This is a genomic window from Stenotrophomonas sp. Iso1 (assembly GCF_027497995.1).
GTDB lineage: Bacteria > Pseudomonadota > Gammaproteobacteria > Xanthomonadales > Xanthomonadaceae > Stenotrophomonas.
Map to the genome: position 1 here is coordinate 1,762,789 of NZ_JAODBT010000001.1, position 17,931 is coordinate 1,780,719.

The window sequence follows — 17,931 nt, forward strand, 5'->3', positions numbered from 1 at the left end:
TGCGTGCGTCCCTGTTCTCTGCTTTTACGCGCACCAATGTACGCGCAGCTTGCTCCCGGGCGCGTTGACCGCAGCCAGCACCGGGTAGGTATGCACGTCGCCGGATTCAATCGCGGCGTTGAGTACTTCCAGTTTCTGCTTGCCACGCAGCAACAGCAGGCGGTTGCTGATGGGGGCGAGCCCGTGCGGCGTCAAGGTGATGCGCAGGTGCCAGTCCTTGGCAACCGGGCAGCCACTGGCATCGAGCGAGGCGTAGGTCTGGTTGCTCTGCAATGCGCGGTCCAGGTCACGCGAGCCGGGAAACAACGACGCGGTGTGGCCGTCATTGCCCATGCCAAGCACCACCAGACAGGCCGGCTGTGAGTGTGCGGCCAGCAGATTGGCGCTGTGCACGCATTCGGCGATGGGCAGGCCCACGCGCACCAGTGGATCGAAGTGCGCGCCTTCAGCCAGATTCATGAAGCTGTTGCGCACCAGCCACGCATTGCTGTCGTGATCCTGCGGTGACAGCCAGCGCTCATCGGCCAGGCCCACCTCGATGCGCGCCCATTCCAGCGGCTGCTCGGCGAGTAGTTCATAAATCGGTGCCGGTGTGGTGCCGCCGGAGAGCAGCATGCGGGCGCGGCCGCGCTGCTGGATTTCCTGGGTCAGGATCGTCTCCATCTCCTTGGCCACGTCTTCGATCCATTCGTCCTCGTTGGCGTGACGAATGAGCGTGATGCGGTCGGATACGGCGGCGGTCATGCGGTTACTCCAGAAGCAGCCCGCTGCATGTCCACCGCGTAAGCGGCGGCACCCAGCAGGCCGGGGCAGGGATGAATAATGGCCATGGACGGAATCTGCGACATGGTTGCCGAGAAACGCCCTTTGCTCTCGAAACGCTGGCGGAAGCCGGAGTGCTGCAGTTCGTGCAGCAGGCGCGGCACCAGCCCTCCGGTCAGGAATACGCCGTCCCAGGCGCCCTGCACCAGCACGGCGTCGCCTGCGACGGCACCGAAAATTTCCAGAAACACTTCCACCGCGCGCGCCGCTACCGCATCACCTTCCGCCGCGCGAGCGGTGACATCCGCCGGTTGCAGATGCCCCGGGTCGGTGCCGGCGATTTCGCTCAGGGCACGGTGGATATTGACCAGGCCAGGGCCGCAGATCAGACGCTCGTTGGAAACACGGCCAAACTGTGCCGACAGGATCTCCAGGATGCGGATCTGCTCCGGCGAGGCCGGCGCGAAGCTGGCATGACCACCTTCGGTGGCCAGCGGGTAGTTGCGGCCATCGCGCGCCACCAATCCGCCAACGCCCAGACCAGTGCCGGGGCCGAGTACGCAGTAATTGCGCGACTCGCCGGCAGGTGCAGGCACCCAGCTGGCGCCGCCGATCTGTACCACGTCATCCGTCCCGAGCAGGGCGATGGACATGGCTTGAGCGACGAAATCATTGATCAGGTGCAGCTGGTTGAAACCCAGCTGTGCAGCTGTGCGTGATCGCGAAATCACCCAGGGGTGATTGGTGATGCGTGCCTCGTCACCGTCTACACGTCCGGCGACCGCAAACACGCCGCGGCTGGCGGTTGCGCCTTGCTGCTGCAGATAATGCGCGGCGGCATCGGCCAGTGAGGCGAACTCCGTGACCGGATACTCGTCGATGCTGCCTTGGTCCAGCGGAACGCTGGCGGAGAGATCCGCCAGCGCGAAACGTGCGTTGGTGCCGCCGATATCGGCCACCAGTACCGCGTTGGCCGCTTGGCTCACAGTGCGGATTCCGCGCGGTTTTCAGCAACGATGGCCGCCGGCAGGAATTGATGCGCCTGCGCGGGACCCCAGCCGCCGGCCGGGTAGGGCTCCATCGGCAGATTGCCTGCCTTCCACGCGTCGCTGACGCTGTCGATCCAGGCCCAGGCAGCGCGCACTTCGTCGTCGCGTACGAACAGCGCGTGGTTGCCGTTGAAGGCATCCAGGAACAGGCGTTCGTAAGCGATGCGGCGATGCAGGCCGGTCGGTACAGACAGCTCCAGCTCCAACGGTTGCAGTTCCAGTGCGCCCCATTCGGGGCCGGCCAGCGAACTCATCAGGCCGAGCTGGATGTTTTCCTGCGGCTGCAGCTGGAAGGTCAGGCGGTTGGGCGTGGCGCTTTTGCGGTCAGGCCGCTCGAACAGCCAATGCGTCACCGGCTTGAGATTGACCTCAATGCGCGTGGTGCGTTCGGGTAGGCGCTTGCCGGTGACCAGATGGAACGGCACGCCGGCCCATCGCCAGTTATCGATGTGTGCGGTGACGCCGACAAACGTTTCGGCCTCGCTGCCTTCCGGTGGCTGGTAAGCCTGCGCCGGTTGGCCATTGATGGTGCCAGCGGTGTAGCGACCTCGCACCGAATCCTTGGCGGCGTGCTTGGCATCGAGCGGGCGCAGAGCGCGCAGCACCTTCACCTTTTCGTCGCGGATGCGATCGGCTTCCAGCGATGCCGGCGGCTCCATCGCCACCAGGCATAGCAGCTGCAGGATGTGGCTTTGCACCATGTCGCGCAGTGCGCCAGAGCGCGAGTAGTAGGAATCGCGCCCATCCACACCATCACTCTCGGCGACCAGAATGTGCACCGATTCGATGAAGTTGCGGTTCCACACTGCTTCAAGCAGCGTGTTGCCGAAACGCAGCGCCATCAGGTTCTGTACTGGTGCCTTGCCGAGGTAATGATCCAGGCGGAACACGCGGTCTTCGTCGACCAGCTTGCCGATGGATTGCAGGATTTCTTCAGCGCTGTCGGAGTCCGAGCCGATCGGCTTTTCCAGCATCAAACGGTTTGGTGCGGTCAGTGCGCCACCCAGTGCCAGGCCTTCGCAGGTCGAGATGTACAGGCCGGGCGGGATCGCCAGGTAGCTCACGCACTTGCGGTGGACCAGATCCTTGACCGATTCGGCCACGGATTCGGCGTTGCGCAGGTCCACCGAGCGGTAATCGATGCGCGCCAGCAGGTTGTTGATGTCGTCCTGGCTGGCCTGTGGCATGGCCTGTTCAAGGCGCGGACGGAGCAGGTCACGGAACTTGTCGGTGTCGTGCGGCGACAGCGCCAGTGCACGCACGCGGAAGTCTTCCGGCAGCAATCCGTCGCCGAGCAGGCGCAACAGGGAAGGGAACAGGTAGCGCTGGGCCAGATCACCTGTGGCACCGAACAGGAGGAGGGTGTCATGCATGGTCCGAGTTTCGTGTGCTGGTGACATCGTTGTCAATTGGTCTTGATGGGGCGCCAGCCCAGTGGGTAGCGTATGTTCGGGCGGCGGCGGGGCCGGGTGTCGCCGTGGTTGGTGTCCACAGTCTGCATCGCGACAAGGCGGGGTTCGTCACCCGTTCCCCTGCAGCGCAGGCCCTCTGTGAATGCAAGGCCGATGGTGCCATATGAATATGCTTACGGTGCACTCGGTTTCCGATGTATACGATTGCAGTGTTTTGATGGCAGCGGCCAAATCGTTGTAGTGGCAGTGCTTCGGCCGGAAGCGCAGCGAGAAGTTGAAGAGGTGAAGATGGCTAAGGTTCGTTTCGACGGGGTTCGCAAGGTCTACGACAACGGCCAGGTGGCCGTGCAGGGCGCCAGTTTTGAGATTGCAGACGGCGAGCTGATGGTGCTGGTCGGGCCGTCAGGCTGCGGCAAATCCACACTGCTGCGCATGGTGGCCGGTCTGGAGGAGATCAGCGCAGGCGACTTGAGTATTGGTGGCCGAGTGGTCAATGACGTGGCGCCGAAGGATCGCGATATCGCGATGGTCTTCCAGAACTACGCGCTTTACCCGCACATGAGCGTGGCCGAGAACCTGGCCTTCGGCCTGAAGTTGCGTGGCCACGAGAAGGCCGAGGTACAGCGTCGGGTACAGGATGCGGCCGAAGTGCTGGGTCTGACGTCCATGCTCGACACGTTGCCGCGTGCGATGTCCGGTGGACAGCGCCAGCGCGTTGCGCTGGGGCGGGCGTTGGTGCGCGAACCGGAGGTGTTCCTGCTGGATGAGCCGTTGTCGAACCTGGATGCCAAGCTGCGTCATTCGGTGCGCACCGAGATCGCCCAGCTGCACCGCAAGCTCGGCACCACGATGATCTACGTCACCCATGACCAAGTGGAGGCAATGACGCTGGGGCAGCGCATCGTGGTGCTCAACGAAGGTGCTATCCAGCAGATTGATACGCCGATGGCACTTTATGACCACCCCGCGAATCTGTTCGTTGCCGGCTTCCTGGGTAGTCCCGCGATGAATATGCTGCGCGGCGTCACCCGGCAAGGTGATGACGGCGAAGTATTGCTGCGTCTGGGTGACGGGCTGGACGTGCCGCTGGGTGTTGCTACGGTGCCAGGGCAGTGGTTGGGTCGCGAGCTGGTGGTCGGCGTGCGGCCGGAGCATCTGCAGCCGGCGACGGGGAATGCATCGTTCCGGGCACGTATCGAAGGACTGGAGCCGGTCGGCAACGAGATTTTCGTGAACTTGCGTCTGGGTGCGCAGGCATTGGTGATTCGCGTGGCACCGCAAGCGTTGCCGGCGCTGGGGCAGGAGATTGCAGTTGCCGTTGTGCCGGCCGCGCTGCACTTCTTTGATCCAGTCAGTGGGCAGCGGATCGAAGTCTGATGCACCGACTGTAAAGCGGAGCCGTGTCCCGTTCGGGCTTTACCTGGGAAAGACCTGGGAAAGACCTGGGAAAGACACTGCCGAGCATGGATCGGCAGTGTCGCGTGTAATCAGCGCGCCAAACCATCCAGCAGCGGTTCGATGCGTGCGATATCGCCATTGATCTGCAGGGGGCCTTCAGGCAATTCCAGCGGCAGTACCGCAAGGGCGAGATTGCCGGCGGCGCTGGCGACGCTGCCGATGCTGCTGTCTGCCTGCTGGACCTTGTCGCCAGCGTTGGCGGGTGCTGCGCATTCCAGGAGCGCCAGCGAGCGCTTGGCCTTGCCCAGGAAATGTGTACGGGCAACGATTTCCTGCCCCGGGTAACAGCCCTTCTTGACGCTATAAGCGGCAAGTCGGTCAAGCCCCAGCTGCTGTGGCGTCCATACCTCTCGCTGGGTTTCCACCAAGCGCGGCAAACCCAGTCGCAGGTCACTTTGGCGCCAGGCCAGCTCGGCTGCGGGGTCGTAGTTTTCGTCCAGCCTCGGGCAGATGTGGAGTGTGCGGGCGAGGGCGGGGCTACCCGCATCCAGCTCGATCACGCCACCTTCCAGTGTGTGCATCGCCGCACCCTGCGCGGCAATCGGCGCAGCGAGCGCGCCACGCACGACCAAAGTCGCAGCGTGACTGATGACCACTTTGCGCCGGAACACGAAGCGCCGCAGCTGCTCGACCATGGCTTCAGCGCCGCCGTCGTGGCAAACCAGCAGCAGGTTCTGCGGATCCACCCGTAACAGCTGGAAGATAGACAGGACGCGGCCCTTGGCGCTTAGCCAGGTGCTCCATTGCCAGTGATTGTCAGCCAGGGTGGGGACGTCGCTGGAGAATTGCGCCTGCGCGAATGCGACGCAATCCGGGCCGGAAAGGCTCACAAGCTGCGGTGAGGACAGTGTGCGGAAACCGCTGAAAGCTGGGGCGAGGTTGTCAGACACGAGTGTGAGGACTAAAATTTGTGCGTTGCGAGACCGACAATGATAGGACAAACAACCCCCACTCCCGAGACCGAACCTGAAGCCCCGCTGGCACCCGAGAAGCAGCCGCTTCCCGAGTCCGGAACGGTGCCCGAGGAATTCGGTGGTCGCGGCGGACTCGATCCGGTGCGATATGGCGATTGGGAAAAAAACGGGCGCTGCATCGATTTTTGAGCAGCGTTGAGCCAACGCGGCATTGAGCCGCCCAGCCGAGATATCGAGTCAGCGAATGGCGAACAGACCCCGCCCCCTTTCTCCGCACCTGCAGGTGTACCGCTGGCAGATCCAGATGGCCACCTCGATCCTGCATCGAGCCACCGGCATCATTCTGGCTGTCGGCGCCCTGATCATCGCGGGCGGTTTGCTCGCCCTGATGATGGGCCCTGAGTCCTGGAACTGCTTCACCACCCACGCCAGTGCCTGGTACGGGAAGGTGATCATGTTCGGTTGGACGTGGTGCTTCGCTTATCACCTGTGCAACGGCATCCGCCACATCGTGCAGGACTTTGCCATCGGCTACGACAAGGCAACCTTCGTCCGTAGTGGCTGGTTGTCGGTGATCGCATCGTTGGTCATCACTGCGCTGATCTGGGCATATGTCTGCATGGGAGCTGCCGCATGAGCAAGTACCGTACCCCGCTCAAGAATGCGCGTGGCCTGGGCAGTTCCAAGTCCGGCACAGAACACTTCATTCATCAGCGCCTGACCGCTACTGCGCTGGTCGCGCTGACCATCTGGTTCCTGTGCCTGGTGTTGAGCCTGATCGGTGCCGACTACGTCACCGCAGTTGAGGCTGTTTCCAAGCCGTGGAACGCGATCCTTCTGGTTGGCTTCCTGGTTGCCATGTTCTGGCACGCCCAGCTTGGCCTGCAGGTGGTCCTTGAGGACTACATCCACAATTCGCTGATGGCTCTTGCCCTGCAGACCACGGTGAAGTTCATTGCCGTGCTCGGCGCGATCATCAGCATCTTTGCGGTCGCCCGCATCGTGTTTGGGAACTGATACATGTCCGCTTACAACATCACTGAACACAAGGTCGACATGGTGGTCGTCGGCGCCGGTGGCGCTGGCCTGCGTGCAACCTTTGGCCTGGCCCAGAAGGGCCTGCAGACCGTCTGCATCACCAAGGTCTTCCCGACCCGTTCGCACACCGTGGCGGCGCAGGGCGGTATTTCCGCCGCACTGGGCAACATGGGTGAGGACGACTGGCGTTACCACTTCTTCGACACCATCAAGGGGTCGGATTGGCTGGGTGACCAGGACGCCATCGAGTACATGTGCCGTGAGGCCATCCCGGCGATCATCGAACTGGAGCACTACGGCGTTCCGTTCTCGCGTACTGAAGAAGGCAAGATCTACCAGCGTCCGTTTGGTGGCATGACCACCAAGTACGGTGAAGGCCCGTCCGCGCAGCGTACCTGCGCGGCCGCCGACCGTACCGGCCACGCCATCCTGCACACGCTGTACCAGCAGTCGCTGGCACACAATGCGCAGTTCATGATCGAGTACTTCGCACTCGACCTGATCTTTGATGACGAAGGTGTCTGCCGCGGCGTGCTCGCCCTGGACATGGCCGAAGGCACCCTGCACCTGTTCCGTTCGCAGGGCGTAGTGCTGGCGACCGGCGGCTACGGCCGTGCGTACTTCAGCGCTACTTCGGCGCACACCTGTACTGGTGACGGCGGTGGCTTGGTTGCCCGTGCGGGCCTGCCGTTGCAGGACATGGAATTCGTGCAGTTCCACCCGACCGGCATCTACGGCGCCGGCTGCCTGATCACCGAGGGTGTGCGAGGCGAGGGCGGCATTCTGCGCAACAGCAGTGGCGAGCGCTTCATGGAACGCTACGCACCTCATTACAAGGATCTGGCATCGCGTGACGTGGTATCGCGTTCGATGACCATCGAAATCCGCGAAGGCCGTGGCGTCGGCGAGCACAAGGATCACATCCTGCTCGACCTGACCCATCTCGGCCCGGGCGTGATCGACGACAAGCTGCCGGGTATCGCCGAAAGCGCCCGCATCTTTGCTGGCGTCGACGTGCACAAACAGCCGATTCCGGTCATTCCGACCGTGCATTACAACATGGGCGGCATCCCGACCAACTACCACGGCGAAGTCGTGCGCAAGGTCGGTGACAACCCCGATGCAGTGGTGCCGGGCCTGTACGCCATCGGCGAAGCGGCCTGCGTGTCGGTGCACGGCGCCAACCGTCTGGGTTCCAACTCGCTGCTCGACCTGGTGGTGTTTGGTCGTGCCGTGGCCAACCGCTGCGCCGAGACGATCAAGCCGGGTGCCACGCACAAGACCCTGCCGTCCGATGCCTGCGACAAGGCGCTGGGTCTGCTCGACAAGCTGCGTCACGCCAATGGCGATACGCCGACGTCGGTCATCCGCGACAACATGCAGCGCACCATGCAGAACGATGCTGCCGTGTTCCGCACCAGCAAGACGCTGGAAGAGGGCTGCCAGAAGATGGCCGACGTGTTCGATTCGTTCCAGGACGTCAAGGTTTCCGACCGTTCGCTGGTCTGGAACTCGGACCTGATCGAAACCTATGAGCTGAACAACCTGCTGCTCAATGCTGTGGCCACCATCAACTCGGCCGAGCAGCGCAAGGAAAGCCGTGGCGCTCACGCGCACGAGGACTTCCCGGACCGCGACGACGTCAACTGGCAGAAACACACGCTGGTCACCGTCGACGACAAGGGCAAGTGCAGCTTCGACTACCGTCCGGTGCACATGTACACGCTCAGTGATGACGTGTCCGTCGTGCCGCCGAAGCCGCGCGTCTATTGATCCCGGGAACCTACGAACATGGCTGAATTTGCACTTCCGAAGAACTCCCGGCTCACCAAGGGTAAGCACTTCCCGGTCAAGGGCGGTAGCAAGAACACGCGTACCTTCAAGATCTACCGCTGGAGCCCGGACGACGACCAGAACCCGCGTACTGACACCTACGAGATTGATCTCGATGCGTGCGGCCCGATGGTTCTGGATGCGCTGATCAAGATCAAGAACGAGATTGATCCGACCCTGACGTTCCGCCGCTCGTGCCGCGAAGGTATCTGCGGTTCATGCGCGATGAACATCGACGGCACCAACACGTTGGCCTGTACCCGTGCCATTGCCGACTGCGGCAAGGCTGAGGTGCCGATCTATCCGTTGCCGCACATGGATGTGATCAAGGATCTGGTTCCGGATCTGACCCACTTCTACGCGCAGTACGCCTCGATCAAGCCGTGGATCCGCACCCAGACCCCGGCTCCGCCGGACCGTGAGCGCCTGCAGTCGCCGGAAGACCGCAAGAAGCTCGATGGTTTGTACGAGTGCATTCTGTGCGCCTGCTGCTCGACCAGCTGCCCGAGCTATTGGTGGAACGGCGAGCGTTACCTGGGCCCGGCAATCCTGTTGCAGGCTTACCGCTGGATCATTGACTCGCGTGACGAGGACACCGGTGCACGTCTGGACGATCTGGAAGATCCGTTCAAGCTTTACCGTTGCCACACGATCATGAACTGCGCACGGACCTGTCCGAAGGGCTTGAACCCGGCGCTGGCCATTGCCGAGATCAAGAAGCTGATGATGGCGCGCCGCGCCTGATTCAGCGATTGGCCATCGTGAAGATGGCGGCGCGTTGGCCTTCTCCCGCGAGCGGGAGAAGGCGCCCGAAAGGGCCAGTGATGGCGCTCCACGTTTGAATGCCTTGAGTGTGCCTTCTCCTGCTCGCGGGAGAAGGTGTCCTACAGGGACGGATGAGGGGTCTTTCGCGGTTTCCCATCAAGGCGCGTGGCGACGCATTCGTCATGCCCACGCTTGCTGGCGCCTTTGCGCGCCGCTCACCTCGGCCCCCTCCCGCGAACCGGGACTAAGCTTGAAGCCATGCAGACCGAAGACGAAATCCTGTTGAAGAAGCTGCGCTGGCGTTGCCGGCGCGGCATGCGTGAGCTTGATCAGCTGTTTGGCCGTTATCTGGATCGTCGCTGGGTGGAAGCCCCCGAGGCCGAACGCGCGGTTTTCCTGCAGCTGCTGGAGACCGAGGACGATAAATTGTGGCGCTGGTCGATGGGCTATGAGGCTTGTCCGGATGCGCCGCAGGCACAACTCCTGGAATACATCCGCTCCCTTCCGGTGTGAGTGGAAGCCATCGTGCTGGTTGATCGGCGCGATCACCCTGTTGGGAGCACTGGGCGCCATTGCCGGCCTCAATTGCGATCTTGAGCGCCACCAGGCCTTGCCGCTGGCGATGGCGTCTATGGTGTGGGCCAGCCTGTTGCTGCGCAAAGAGCTGCGCAGGCCGTCGCAAAACCTGTTGATTCCACAAGCGTCGAGTCCAACCCGGCTTGATGGCGTGCCGCTGGAAACCTTGGAGCTGCTTGAGCGCGGACCGTTGCTGGTGCTGCGTTGGCGAGCCGCCAAGGGGCGGGGGACGCTGCTGTTCTGGCCAGATACCTTGCCGCGTGCACGCAGACGTGAACTGCGTCTGGCCGTTCGCGCCCACGCCGTTTCCTGCAAAGCGGAGACAGTGGCACCATAGCGGGAGTCCACGGGCACACACGCATGTTCAAACCCTTACCAGTAGCAATCGGATTGCGTTACCTGCGTGCAAAGCGCCGTAACGGCTTCATCTCCTTCATTTCCATGGCATCCATCCTCGGCATCGCGCTGGGGGTAACCGTGTTGATCACGACCCTGGCGGTCATGAGTGGCTTTCAGAAGGAGATTCGTGATCGCCTGCTGCAGATGTCGGCCCACGCTACCGTCAGTGCTGACGGTGAGCCGATGACGAACTGGCAGCATGCCGTTGACGTGGCGATGAAGGATCCACGGGTTGCCGGTGCCGCACCGTATATCGAAATTCAAGCCATGTTGGCCGGCCCGCGTGTGCAGGGCGCCATCGTGCAGGGCGTTGATCCGGCGCAGGAGCCGAAAGTGTCAGTGCTGGGCGAGAAGATGAAGAAGGGCTCGCTCGACAGCCTGAAGCCGGGCGAGTTCAACATCCTGCTGGGCAAGGAGCTCGCGCTGTGGCTGGGCGTGGATGTGGGTGACAACGTGATCGCCACGCTGGCGGAAATCCAGGGTACGCCGGTCGGTGCCATGGCCCGCACCAAGCGTTTCAAGGTAAGTGGCATCTTCGAGGCCGGTTCCAACGAGGTTGACCGCGGTGTTGCCTTCGTCAACATGAGTGACCTTGAGCGCGTCCTGCGCGTGGATGGTGTAACTGGCGTGCGTCTGAAGATGCACGACATGGATCAGGCCTATACGGTGGCGCGCGATCTCGCGGTCAACCTCAACGGTTATTACCGGGTGAGCGACTGGACCCAAGAGAACGCCAACCTCTACCACTCGTTGAAGATGGAAAAGACGGTGATGGGCATCCTGTTGTCGCTGATCATCGCCATGGGCGCGTTCAATCTGGTGTCTTCGCAGGTAATGCTGGTCACCGATAAACAGGCCGATATCGCCATCCTGCGCACGTTGGGGCTGACGCCCGGTGGCGTGATGCAGGTATTCATGGTGCAGGGCACGTTGATCGGTGTGTTCGGCACGATTGCCGGCGTCATCGGCGGCATCACCCTGACGCTCAATCTGGAGCGCATCCTTGGCCTGATCGAGTCGGTCTTCAGCATCAAGCTGCTGCCGGAAGACGTCTACTACATCACCGGTTTGCCGACGGACATGCAGACCAGCGACATCGTCGTCATCACGCTTATCGCACTACTGATGAGCTTTGCGGCAACGCTGTACCCGGCGTGGCGTGCAGCCCGTACCCAACCGGCGGAGGCGCTGCGCTATGAATGACAACACCCAGATGCAAGCTGTGATCAGCGCTGAAGGCCTGGGCAAGACTTACGCCGAAGGCAAGATGCATACGCCGGTGTTTGATGGACTGGACCTGCGCGTGGACGCAGGTGAAACAGTAGCCATTGTTGGCGCGTCCGGCGCAGGCAAGAGCACCTTGCTGCATCTGCTGGGTGGGTTGGACACGCCTACCGCGGGCGAGGTCTATGTGGCCGGCAACCGCATGTCAGCGCTGTCCGATACCGAGCGCGGCCATCTGCGTAATCGCTCGCTGGGCTTCGTCTACCAGTTCCACCATCTGCTGCCGGAGTTCACAGCACTGGAGAACGTGATGATGCCGGTGATGCTGGGCGGTGCCAGTGCGATTGCAGCGACTCGTAGCGCCAAGACCTTGCTGGAATCGGTGGGTCTGGGGCATCGGCTTGAGCACAAGCCCGGTGAGTTGTCCGGCGGTGAGCGGCAGCGTGCAGCTGTCGCGCGTGCGCTGGTCAATCAGCCGGCATGCGTGTTGGGCGACGAACCCACCGGCAACCTGGACGACAAAACCGCTGCCACGGTGTTTGAACTGATGCTGGAGTTGAACCGGGCACAGCGCACCAGTCTGGTATTGGTGACACATGACCGCAGCCTGGCTCGCAAGCTCGATCGTGTGTTGGAGCTGCGTGAAGGCAGGCTGCATCAGCTGACCCGCAACGAGGTTTGATCGGGGCAACCGCATTGCCTTGAATTTCACCCAAGGCAGCGGATGATTGATCGGTGCCCTGGCAACATCGGGGTTTTTCAGACCAGCAGGAGTGGTGTCATGAAAAGGTTGCTTCTTGCATTGATGGCCGCGGTGGTATTGGCGGGGTGTGCTACGGCGGGCAAGCTGACCAGCGGTGAACGCTTGGCGCTGTATCGCGCCCATGCCGGCGCGCCGGTCAAGGATTTCAGGTATTTCGGCTCGCTCAATGGCTGGACTGAACTGGGCGACAGCGCGCTGGCGGTGTGGACCCGGCCGAACGAAGCGTGGTTGTTGAATCTGAGTGGCCCGTGCCTGGATCTGTCGTTTGCCCCGGCCATCACCGTGACCAACATGATGGGTCAGGTGTCGGCCAAATTTGACCGGGTGATCGTGCACGGCAACGGACCGATGATGCATGTCCCTTGCCGCATCGACACGATCCAGCCGCTGGATGTGAAGGCACTGCGTGCGACCGAGAGGCAGCTGCGTGAGGCCAAGCTCGCTGCGCGTGCGGAAGAGCAAGCCGGCACGAACTGATGCGCGAGATGCGCCGCGAAAGAGCTGAGTGATGTTTCGCTGGGCGTTAACGGCGAAGTGAATGCCGAGCGCACTGCTCGGCATTATCGGGCTTGGTTTGGGACCTAGGCTGGGGTGGGCGAAGCGTGATCCCGGCCTGCGCTGTTTCGGCTGGTGGGTGCATGCGTGTAACGGAGCGATGCTTCGCCCGACGTAACCGGTGAAGCACGTGCCGAGCATGACTCGGCAGGGCGGCATCAATGGCTGTATAGGCTTAGTTTGATTCCGGCGCGACGTAGCCTGCTGGCTTTTCCGCGCCGCCGGAGAACAGGTACTTGACCAGTTCTTCTTCCAGGAACGCGCGGTGCTTCGGGTCGCGCGGTGAGAGCCGGTTTTCATTGATCAGCATAGTCTGGTGCGCCAACCACGCAGCCCAAGCCGGCTTGCCGATGTTGGCGAAGATGCGCTGGCCCAGTTCGCCGGGGTAGGGCACGAAATCCAGGCCTTCGGTTTCGCGTTGTTCGTACTGGCAGAAGACGGAACGGGGCATGACGTAATCCTGTTGGTTCAGCGCGCCGGATGGCGCTCGAGCAGTTTGCGGATGGGGGCGGGCAGGCCGAGGTCGGCCAGTTCGGCGCGTGCAACCCAGCGCAGGTTGTCATTGTCGCCAACCTTTGCGCGCAGAGCGACCTTTCGCGCATGCAGCGGCTGAAGATGCAGCCGGTAATGACTGAACGTGTGGACGATCAGGGGCAGTTCTTCGGCATTGTCGTAGTTGCCCTTGATGTTGCCGGCAAACCAGTCGCGCATGCCGCTGTCGGTGTCCGCCTGTGGCAGCGTCCACAGCGAAGCCCAGATGCCGGTGGGCGGGCGCTTGAGCAGCAGGATGCGGCCTTGTGTGTCTTCCAGCAGCAAGGCAGTGGCCTCGCGCTCTGGCAGTGTTTTGCTGGGTTTTGGTGTTGGCAGCGAATCGGCCAGGCCTTGCGTGTGTGCGACGCAGCGGGACTGCAAGGGGCACAGGATGCAGGCCGGCTTTGCGCGTGTGCACAGCGTTGCGCCGAAATCCATCTGCGCTTGCGTGTAGTCGGCCATGCGCCCTTGCGGCACGTGGGAGATGTGTTCGGCAGCAAGCGCCCAAAGCTGTTTTTCAACGACCGGCAAGCCGGGGAAGCCGGTGATGCCGTGGTAGCGGGTCATCACCCGTTTGACGTTGCCGTCGAGAATCGGGAATGGCTTGTTCCATGCCTGGCTAAGGATGGCGCCAGCGGTGCTGCGGCCGATGCCGGGCAAGGCGAGCAGGGCATCGAAGTCGCATGGCAACTCGCCGCCGTGCAGCTCAACGCATTGCTTGGCAGCGGCATGCAGGTTGCGGGCGCGGGCGTAGTAGCCCAGCCCGGCCCAATTGGCCATCACCGTGTCGTTGTCGGCGTTGGCCAGATCGACAAGCGTCGGAAACACCTGCATGAAGCGCAGGAAATACGGGGTGGCTGTGACCACCTGGGTCTGCTGCAACATGATTTCCGACAACCACACCCGGTATGGCGAACGCGGATGCTGCCAAGGCAGATCGTGGCGGCCATGCTGGTCGAACCAGGTGAGGAGTTGGCTGGGGAAGTTGGGCATTGGCTCGCGGAGGCTGGCGACTGCAGTTTTTTTCTCCCGAGAGCAGGGCATCAGTGCTCTGCTTGGGAGAACGTGCCCCGGAGGGGCGGATGAGGGGAGCTTTTGCTGTTTGCGATGGAGCTGATAAAACAGAAGCGCCGTCACCCCAGCCCTTGTCCCGCGCGCGGGAGACGGGTTTTTAAGGAGCTTGACTGCCCAGCGCCTGCGGCAGCAGGGCGTCAACGAAGGCTTCCGGGTCGAACACGCGCAGATCTTCCGGGCGCTCGCCGATGCCGGCAAAGCGGATCGGGATGCCAAACTCACGCGCCAATGCGAACACCACACCACCCTTGGCGGTGCCGTCCAGTTTGGTCACCACCAGGCCGGTCACGCCTGCGGCGGCATGGAACTGACGCAGCTGCGAGAGCGCGTTCTGGCCGGTGGTGCCGTCGATGACCATCAGCACTTCGTGTGGGGCGGTGTCGTCGATCTTGCCGAGTACGCGGCGAATCTTGCTCAATTCGTTCATCAGGCCGGTTTGGGTGTGCAGGCGGCCTGCGGTGTCGGCGATCAGCACGCTGGTGCCACGCGCTTTGCCGGCCTGCAGTGCGTCGAACGCGACCGACGCGGCATCTGCATTCTGGCCTTGTGCGACCACGGCTACACCGTTGCGTTCGCCCCATATCTGCAACTGAGCCACGGCAGCGGCACGGAAGGTGTCGCCGGCGGCCAGCATCAGGCTGTGGCCTTCATCCTTGAAGCGCTTGGCGAGTTTGCCGATGGTCGTTGTCTTGCCGACGCCGTTGACGCCGACGGTCAAGATCACGAATGGCTTGGCTTGGGGGTCGATGACCAACGGCTTGGAGACCGGCAGCAGCAACGCGATGAGGTCGGCACGCAATGCGGCGAGCAGGGCATTGGCGTCGGTGAACTCGCGCGACTTCATGCGCTTGCGCAGGTCTTCGATCAACGCGGTGGTGGCCGGCACGCCGACGTCAGCAGTGATGAGTGCGGTTTCGATCTCGTCGAGCAGGTCGTCGTCGAGCTTGGGGTTGCGCGAGAACAGGCCGCCGAAGCTGCGGGCGAAGGTGCTGTTGCGCAGGCGCTCGCGCCAGCCAAGCTTGCCGGATGCGGCAGCCGGAGCGGCGTTTGCGGGAATGAGTGCGTCGTCGGTTTGTGCAGTGTGAGCAGGAATGATTTCGGCAATCACGGGTGCGGGCGCGACCGGTGCGGTGACTTCCTGCTGCACATCTGCCTGCGGGGCAGGTGCGGTTTCACTGATTTCAACTGGGGCTTGCGGCGCTGCGGGTGCTTCAACGATGGCTTCGGGGGCGACTGGCGTCGGCGGCACTTCCTCCCGCACGGCGGGAGCGGCAACCGGGGCAACTTCGATGACGACGGGCTCGGCGACGGGCGCTTCGACAACCGGCATCACGAACGCTTCGCTGATATCGATCTGAGCAGTGGCTTCGGACGGCGCCTTCGGGAATGCGGCGGCCAGGTCTTCCGCGCTCAGCGTGGACGGCTTTGCAGGCGATAGGGCGTCGTCGGTTTTCTTGCGGCGAAAAAAGCTGAACATGGAGGAAAATCACCTGAAATCAGCTGCATATGCTACCACCGGCGGTCGTACTGCCGAGCGCGGCGGGGTGGGGTTGTGGGCGTTGAGCTCCGCTTCCCCATCCCTCCCCGTTGCCTTCGGCAAAAGGGAGGGGCGGGTACGCCAGCGACGGCTGACGCTGCCTGGGCTGGAATTGGAATCCCAGCGTTTGCGGCGTTAGGCCGACAACTCCAGCAGGAGCTTGTTCAGGCGACGCACGTAGCCGGCCGGGTCCTTGAGGCTGTCGCCAGCAGCCAGCGCGGCCTGGTCAAACAACACGTGTGCCAGGTCATTGAAGCGGCCGGTGTCGGTTTCGGCATCCAGCTTTTCAATCAACGGGTGCGCGGGGTTGAACTCGAACACCGGCTTGGAGTCGGGCACCTTCTGGCCGCTGGCTTCCAGTATCTGACGCATCTGCAAGCCCAGGTCCTGCTCGCCGATGGCGAGGATGGCCGGGGAGTCGGTCAGGCGGTGCGAGACACGCACTTCAGCGACGTCTTCGCCCAGCGCAGTCTTCAGACGCGTGACCAGCGCTTCCTTGGTCTTGGCGACTTCTTCCTGTGCCTTCTTGTCTTCTTCCGACTCCAGCTTGCCCAGGTCCAGGTCGCCGCGCGCGATGTCGGCAAATGACTTGCCATCGAATTCGTGCAGGTAGCTCATCAGCCACTCGTCGATGCGGTCGGTCATCAGCAGCACTTCGATGCCCTTCTTGCGGAACACCTCAAGATGCGGGCTGTCCTTGACCTGCTGGAAGCTCTCACCGGTCAGGTAATAAATCTTGTCCTGGCCTTCGATCATGCGGCTGACGTAGTCCGCCAATGCCACGTTCTGCTCGCCGCTGCCGTCATGGGTGGAGGTGAAGCGCAGCAGTCCGGCGATCTTCTCGCGGTTGTTGAAGTCTTCTGCCGGGCCTTCCTTCAGCACCTGGCCGAAGTTCTTCCAGAAGCCTGCGTAGGCTTCCGGCTGGTCCTTGGCCAGCTTCTGCAGCATGTCCAGCGAACGCTTGGTCAGCGCCGACTTCATCGAGTCGATCACGGGCCCGGACTGCAGGATTTCGCGCGAGACATTCAATGGCAGGTCGTTGGAATCCACCACGCCCTTGATGAAGCGCAGGTACAGCGGCAGGAACTGCTCGGCCTGGTCCATGATGAAAACGCGCTGCACATAGAGCTTCAAACCCTTCGGTGCATCCCGGTGGTACAGGTCGAACGGTGCGCGGCCAGGGGTGTACAGCAGTGAGGTGTACTCGAGCTTGCCTTCGACCTTGTTGTGGGTCCACGCCAGCGGATCGGCCGGATCGTGCGCGAGGTGCTTGTAGAACTCCTTGTATTCCTCGTCCGTGATCTCGGACTTGGAGCGGGTCCACAGCGCATTGGCGCGATTGACGGTTTCCCATTCCGGCGTGGCGGGCTTGTCGGCCTCTTCGCCGTGATGTTCTTTCTGCAGCTCGATCGGCAGGCCGATATGGTCGGAGTACTTCTTGATCAGGCTGCGCAGCTGCCAGCCGTCGGTATAGCCTTCTTCGCCTTCCTTCAGGTGCAGCACGATGCGGGTGCCGCGCTCGGCTTTGTCGATGGTTTCCACCTCAAACTCACCCTCACCGCGCGAGGACCAATGCACGCCTTCGCTGGCCGGCAGGCCGGCGCGGCGGCTGTACACGTCAACCTGGTCGGCGACGATGAAGGCCGAATAGAAGCCCACGCCGAACTGGCCGATCAGGTTGGAATCTTTCTTCTGGTCGCCGGACAGGTTCTTCAGGAACTCGGCGGTGCCGGACTTGGCAATGGTGCCCAGGTGCGCGATGGCTTCATCGCGACTGAGGCCAATGCCGTTGTCGTCAATGGTCAGGGTGCGCGCGGCCGGGTCGGCCTCGATGCGGATGCGCAGCGGCGCGCCGCCTTCCAGCAGTTCCGGCTGGGTCAGCGCCTCGAAGCGCAGCTTGTCGCTGGCGTCGGCGGCGTTGGACACCAACTCGCGCAGGAAGATTTCCTTGTTCGAGTACAGCGAGTGGATCATCAGGTGCAGCAGCTGCTTCACCTCGGTCTGGAACCCGCGGGTTTCCTTGTGGCTTTGTGCGTTCATC

General features: G+C 62.6%; 19 protein-coding genes. 11 read left to right on the forward strand and 8 right to left on the reverse strand.

Annotation, left to right across the window (positions count from 1 at the left end):
- Nucleotides 1–24: 24 nt before the first annotated feature.
- From pgl to zwf, 3 genes are read right to left on the reverse strand one after another with little or no spacing between them, the layout of a single operon-like run.
- On the reverse strand, nucleotides 25–744 hold the full coding sequence (gene pgl, locus PAN08_RS07745; protein WP_269790862.1) for a 6-phosphogluconolactonase: 720 nt from the start codon (nucleotides 742–744) through the stop codon (nucleotides 25–27).
- Complete coding sequence (gene glk, locus PAN08_RS07750; RefSeq protein WP_269790863.1) at nucleotides 741–1,748, reverse strand: glucokinase; 1,008 nt, start codon at nucleotides 1,746–1,748, stop codon at nucleotides 741–743. The genes pgl and glk overlap by 4 nt, the downstream gene beginning before the upstream one ends.
- Entirely contained in the window at nucleotides 1,745–3,184 is a 1,440-nt protein-coding gene (zwf, locus tag PAN08_RS07755) for a glucose-6-phosphate dehydrogenase (protein ID WP_332840091.1), read from the reverse strand. Before zwf ends, glk begins: the two co-directional genes overlap by 4 nt.
- 327 nt (nucleotides 3,185–3,511) lie before the next feature.
- Here zwf and ugpC point away from each other — a divergent pair, with 327 nt between their 5' ends.
- Nucleotides 3,512–4,600, forward strand: a complete 1,089-nt coding sequence (ugpC, locus tag PAN08_RS07760) for a sn-glycerol-3-phosphate ABC transporter ATP-binding protein UgpC (protein ID WP_269790865.1) — start codon at nucleotides 3,512–3,514, stop codon at nucleotides 4,598–4,600.
- A 110-nt stretch (nucleotides 4,601–4,710) separates the two neighbouring features.
- Here the strand turns inward: ugpC and PAN08_RS07765 are convergent, their stop codons facing one another.
- Complete coding sequence (locus PAN08_RS07765) at nucleotides 4,711–5,571, reverse strand: folate-binding protein (protein ID WP_269790866.1); 861 nt, start codon at nucleotides 5,569–5,571, stop codon at nucleotides 4,711–4,713.
- A gap of 39 nt (nucleotides 5,572–5,610) precedes the next feature.
- Here PAN08_RS07765 and PAN08_RS07770 point away from each other — a divergent pair, with 39 nt between their 5' ends.
- The 10 genes from PAN08_RS07770 to PAN08_RS07815 all read left to right on the forward strand — a co-directional run bounded on the left by PAN08_RS07770 (nucleotide 5,611) and on the right by PAN08_RS07815 (nucleotide 12,670).
- Nucleotides 5,611–5,784, forward strand: a complete 174-nt coding sequence (locus tag PAN08_RS07770) for a DUF1674 domain-containing protein (protein ID WP_269790867.1) — start codon at nucleotides 5,611–5,613, stop codon at nucleotides 5,782–5,784.
- A 55-nt stretch (nucleotides 5,785–5,839) separates the two neighbouring features.
- Entirely contained in the window at nucleotides 5,840–6,232 is a 393-nt protein-coding gene (sdhC, locus tag PAN08_RS07775) for a succinate dehydrogenase, cytochrome b556 subunit (protein ID WP_269790868.1), read from the forward strand.
- The gene (gene sdhD / locus PAN08_RS07780) at nucleotides 6,229–6,612 is read left to right on the forward strand and encodes a succinate dehydrogenase, hydrophobic membrane anchor protein (RefSeq protein ID WP_269790869.1); all 384 of its coding nucleotides are present in this window, start codon (nucleotides 6,229–6,231) and stop codon (nucleotides 6,610–6,612) included. The genes sdhC and sdhD overlap by 4 nt, the downstream gene beginning before the upstream one ends.
- Before the next feature lie 3 nt (nucleotides 6,613–6,615).
- On the forward strand, nucleotides 6,616–8,406 hold the full coding sequence (gene sdhA / locus PAN08_RS07785) for a succinate dehydrogenase flavoprotein subunit (RefSeq protein WP_269790870.1): 1,791 nt from the start codon (nucleotides 6,616–6,618) through the stop codon (nucleotides 8,404–8,406).
- 18 nt (nucleotides 8,407–8,424) lie between these two features.
- Nucleotides 8,425–9,210, forward strand: a complete 786-nt coding sequence (locus tag PAN08_RS07790) for a succinate dehydrogenase iron-sulfur subunit (protein ID WP_269790871.1) — start codon at nucleotides 8,425–8,427, stop codon at nucleotides 9,208–9,210.
- A gap of 279 nt (nucleotides 9,211–9,489) precedes the next feature.
- Nucleotides 9,490–9,744, forward strand: coding sequence for a succinate dehydrogenase assembly factor 2 (locus tag PAN08_RS07795; protein ID WP_269790872.1), 255 nt, complete (start codon nucleotides 9,490–9,492; stop codon nucleotides 9,742–9,744).
- 19 nt (nucleotides 9,745–9,763) lie between these two features.
- Nucleotides 9,764–10,144, forward strand: coding sequence for a hypothetical protein (locus PAN08_RS07800; protein ID WP_269790873.1), 381 nt, complete (start codon nucleotides 9,764–9,766; stop codon nucleotides 10,142–10,144).
- 23 nt (nucleotides 10,145–10,167) lie between these two features.
- A complete protein-coding gene (locus tag PAN08_RS07805; protein WP_269790874.1) occupies nucleotides 10,168–11,409 on the forward strand; it encodes a lipoprotein-releasing ABC transporter permease subunit in 1,242 nt (413 codons plus the stop codon).
- Complete coding sequence (lolD, locus tag PAN08_RS07810; protein ID WP_269790875.1) at nucleotides 11,402–12,112, forward strand: lipoprotein-releasing ABC transporter ATP-binding protein LolD; 711 nt, start codon at nucleotides 11,402–11,404, stop codon at nucleotides 12,110–12,112. Before PAN08_RS07805 ends, lolD begins: the two co-directional genes overlap by 8 nt.
- 99 nt (nucleotides 12,113–12,211) lie before the next feature.
- Nucleotides 12,212–12,670: a DUF6491 family protein gene (locus PAN08_RS07815; RefSeq protein WP_269790876.1), complete on the forward strand. Its 459-nt coding sequence runs from the start codon at nucleotides 12,212–12,214 to the stop codon at nucleotides 12,668–12,670.
- A 253-nt stretch (nucleotides 12,671–12,923) separates the two neighbouring features.
- On the opposite strand, the gene PAN08_RS07820 is transcribed toward PAN08_RS07815, so the two are convergent.
- From PAN08_RS07820 to htpG, 4 genes are all read right to left on the reverse strand, one after another.
- A complete protein-coding gene (locus PAN08_RS07820) occupies nucleotides 12,924–13,199 on the reverse strand; it encodes an oxidative damage protection protein (RefSeq protein ID WP_057631839.1) in 276 nt (91 codons plus the stop codon).
- A gap of 17 nt (nucleotides 13,200–13,216) precedes the next feature.
- Entirely contained in the window at nucleotides 13,217–14,272 is a 1,056-nt protein-coding gene (mutY, locus tag PAN08_RS07825) for an A/G-specific adenine glycosylase (RefSeq protein WP_269790877.1), read from the reverse strand.
- A gap of 178 nt (nucleotides 14,273–14,450) precedes the next feature.
- Nucleotides 14,451–15,830, reverse strand: coding sequence for a signal recognition particle-docking protein FtsY (gene ftsY, locus PAN08_RS07830; protein WP_269790878.1), 1,380 nt, complete (start codon nucleotides 15,828–15,830; stop codon nucleotides 14,451–14,453).
- A gap of 195 nt (nucleotides 15,831–16,025) precedes the next feature.
- A complete protein-coding gene (gene htpG, locus PAN08_RS07835) occupies nucleotides 16,026–17,930 on the reverse strand; it encodes a molecular chaperone HtpG (RefSeq protein WP_269790879.1) in 1,905 nt (634 codons plus the stop codon).
- Nucleotide 17,931: the final 1 nt, after the last annotated feature.

What these genes read in the sequence shown, in the direction of transcription:
- pgl (WP_269790862.1), bottom strand. Translation starts at nt 744, where the DNA reads ATGACCGCCGCCGTATCCGACCGCATCACGCTCATTCGTCACGCCAAC.
- zwf (WP_332840091.1), bottom strand. Translation starts at nt 3,184, where the DNA reads ATGCATGACACCCTCCTCCTGTTCGGTGCCACAGGTGATCTGGCCCAG.
- ugpC (WP_269790865.1), top strand. Translation starts at nt 3,512, where the DNA reads ATGGCTAAGGTTCGTTTCGACGGGGTTCGCAAGGTCTACGACAACGGC.
- PAN08_RS07770 (WP_269790867.1), top strand. Translation starts at nt 5,611, where the DNA reads ATGATAGGACAAACAACCCCCACTCCCGAGACCGAACCTGAAGCCCCG.
- sdhC (WP_269790868.1), top strand. Translation starts at nt 5,840, where the DNA reads ATGGCGAACAGACCCCGCCCCCTTTCTCCGCACCTGCAGGTGTACCGC.
- sdhD (WP_269790869.1), top strand. Translation starts at nt 6,229, where the DNA reads ATGAGCAAGTACCGTACCCCGCTCAAGAATGCGCGTGGCCTGGGCAGT.
- sdhA (WP_269790870.1), top strand. Translation starts at nt 6,616, where the DNA reads ATGTCCGCTTACAACATCACTGAACACAAGGTCGACATGGTGGTCGTC.
- PAN08_RS07790 (WP_269790871.1), top strand. Translation starts at nt 8,425, where the DNA reads ATGGCTGAATTTGCACTTCCGAAGAACTCCCGGCTCACCAAGGGTAAG.
- PAN08_RS07795 (WP_269790872.1), top strand. Translation starts at nt 9,490, where the DNA reads ATGCAGACCGAAGACGAAATCCTGTTGAAGAAGCTGCGCTGGCGTTGC.
- PAN08_RS07805 (WP_269790874.1), top strand. Translation starts at nt 10,168, where the DNA reads ATGTTCAAACCCTTACCAGTAGCAATCGGATTGCGTTACCTGCGTGCA.
- lolD (WP_269790875.1), top strand. Translation starts at nt 11,402, where the DNA reads ATGAATGACAACACCCAGATGCAAGCTGTGATCAGCGCTGAAGGCCTG.
- PAN08_RS07815 (WP_269790876.1), top strand. Translation starts at nt 12,212, where the DNA reads ATGAAAAGGTTGCTTCTTGCATTGATGGCCGCGGTGGTATTGGCGGGG.
- PAN08_RS07820 (WP_057631839.1), bottom strand. Translation starts at nt 13,199, where the DNA reads ATGCCCCGTTCCGTCTTCTGCCAGTACGAACAACGCGAAACCGAAGGC.
- mutY (WP_269790877.1), bottom strand. Translation starts at nt 14,272, where the DNA reads ATGCCCAACTTCCCCAGCCAACTCCTCACCTGGTTCGACCAGCATGGC.
- ftsY (WP_269790878.1), bottom strand. Translation starts at nt 15,830, where the DNA reads ATGTTCAGCTTTTTTCGCCGCAAGAAAACCGACGACGCCCTATCGCCT.
- htpG (WP_269790879.1), bottom strand. Translation starts at nt 17,930, where the DNA reads ATGAACGCACAAAGCCACAAGGAAACCCGCGGGTTCCAGACCGAGGTG.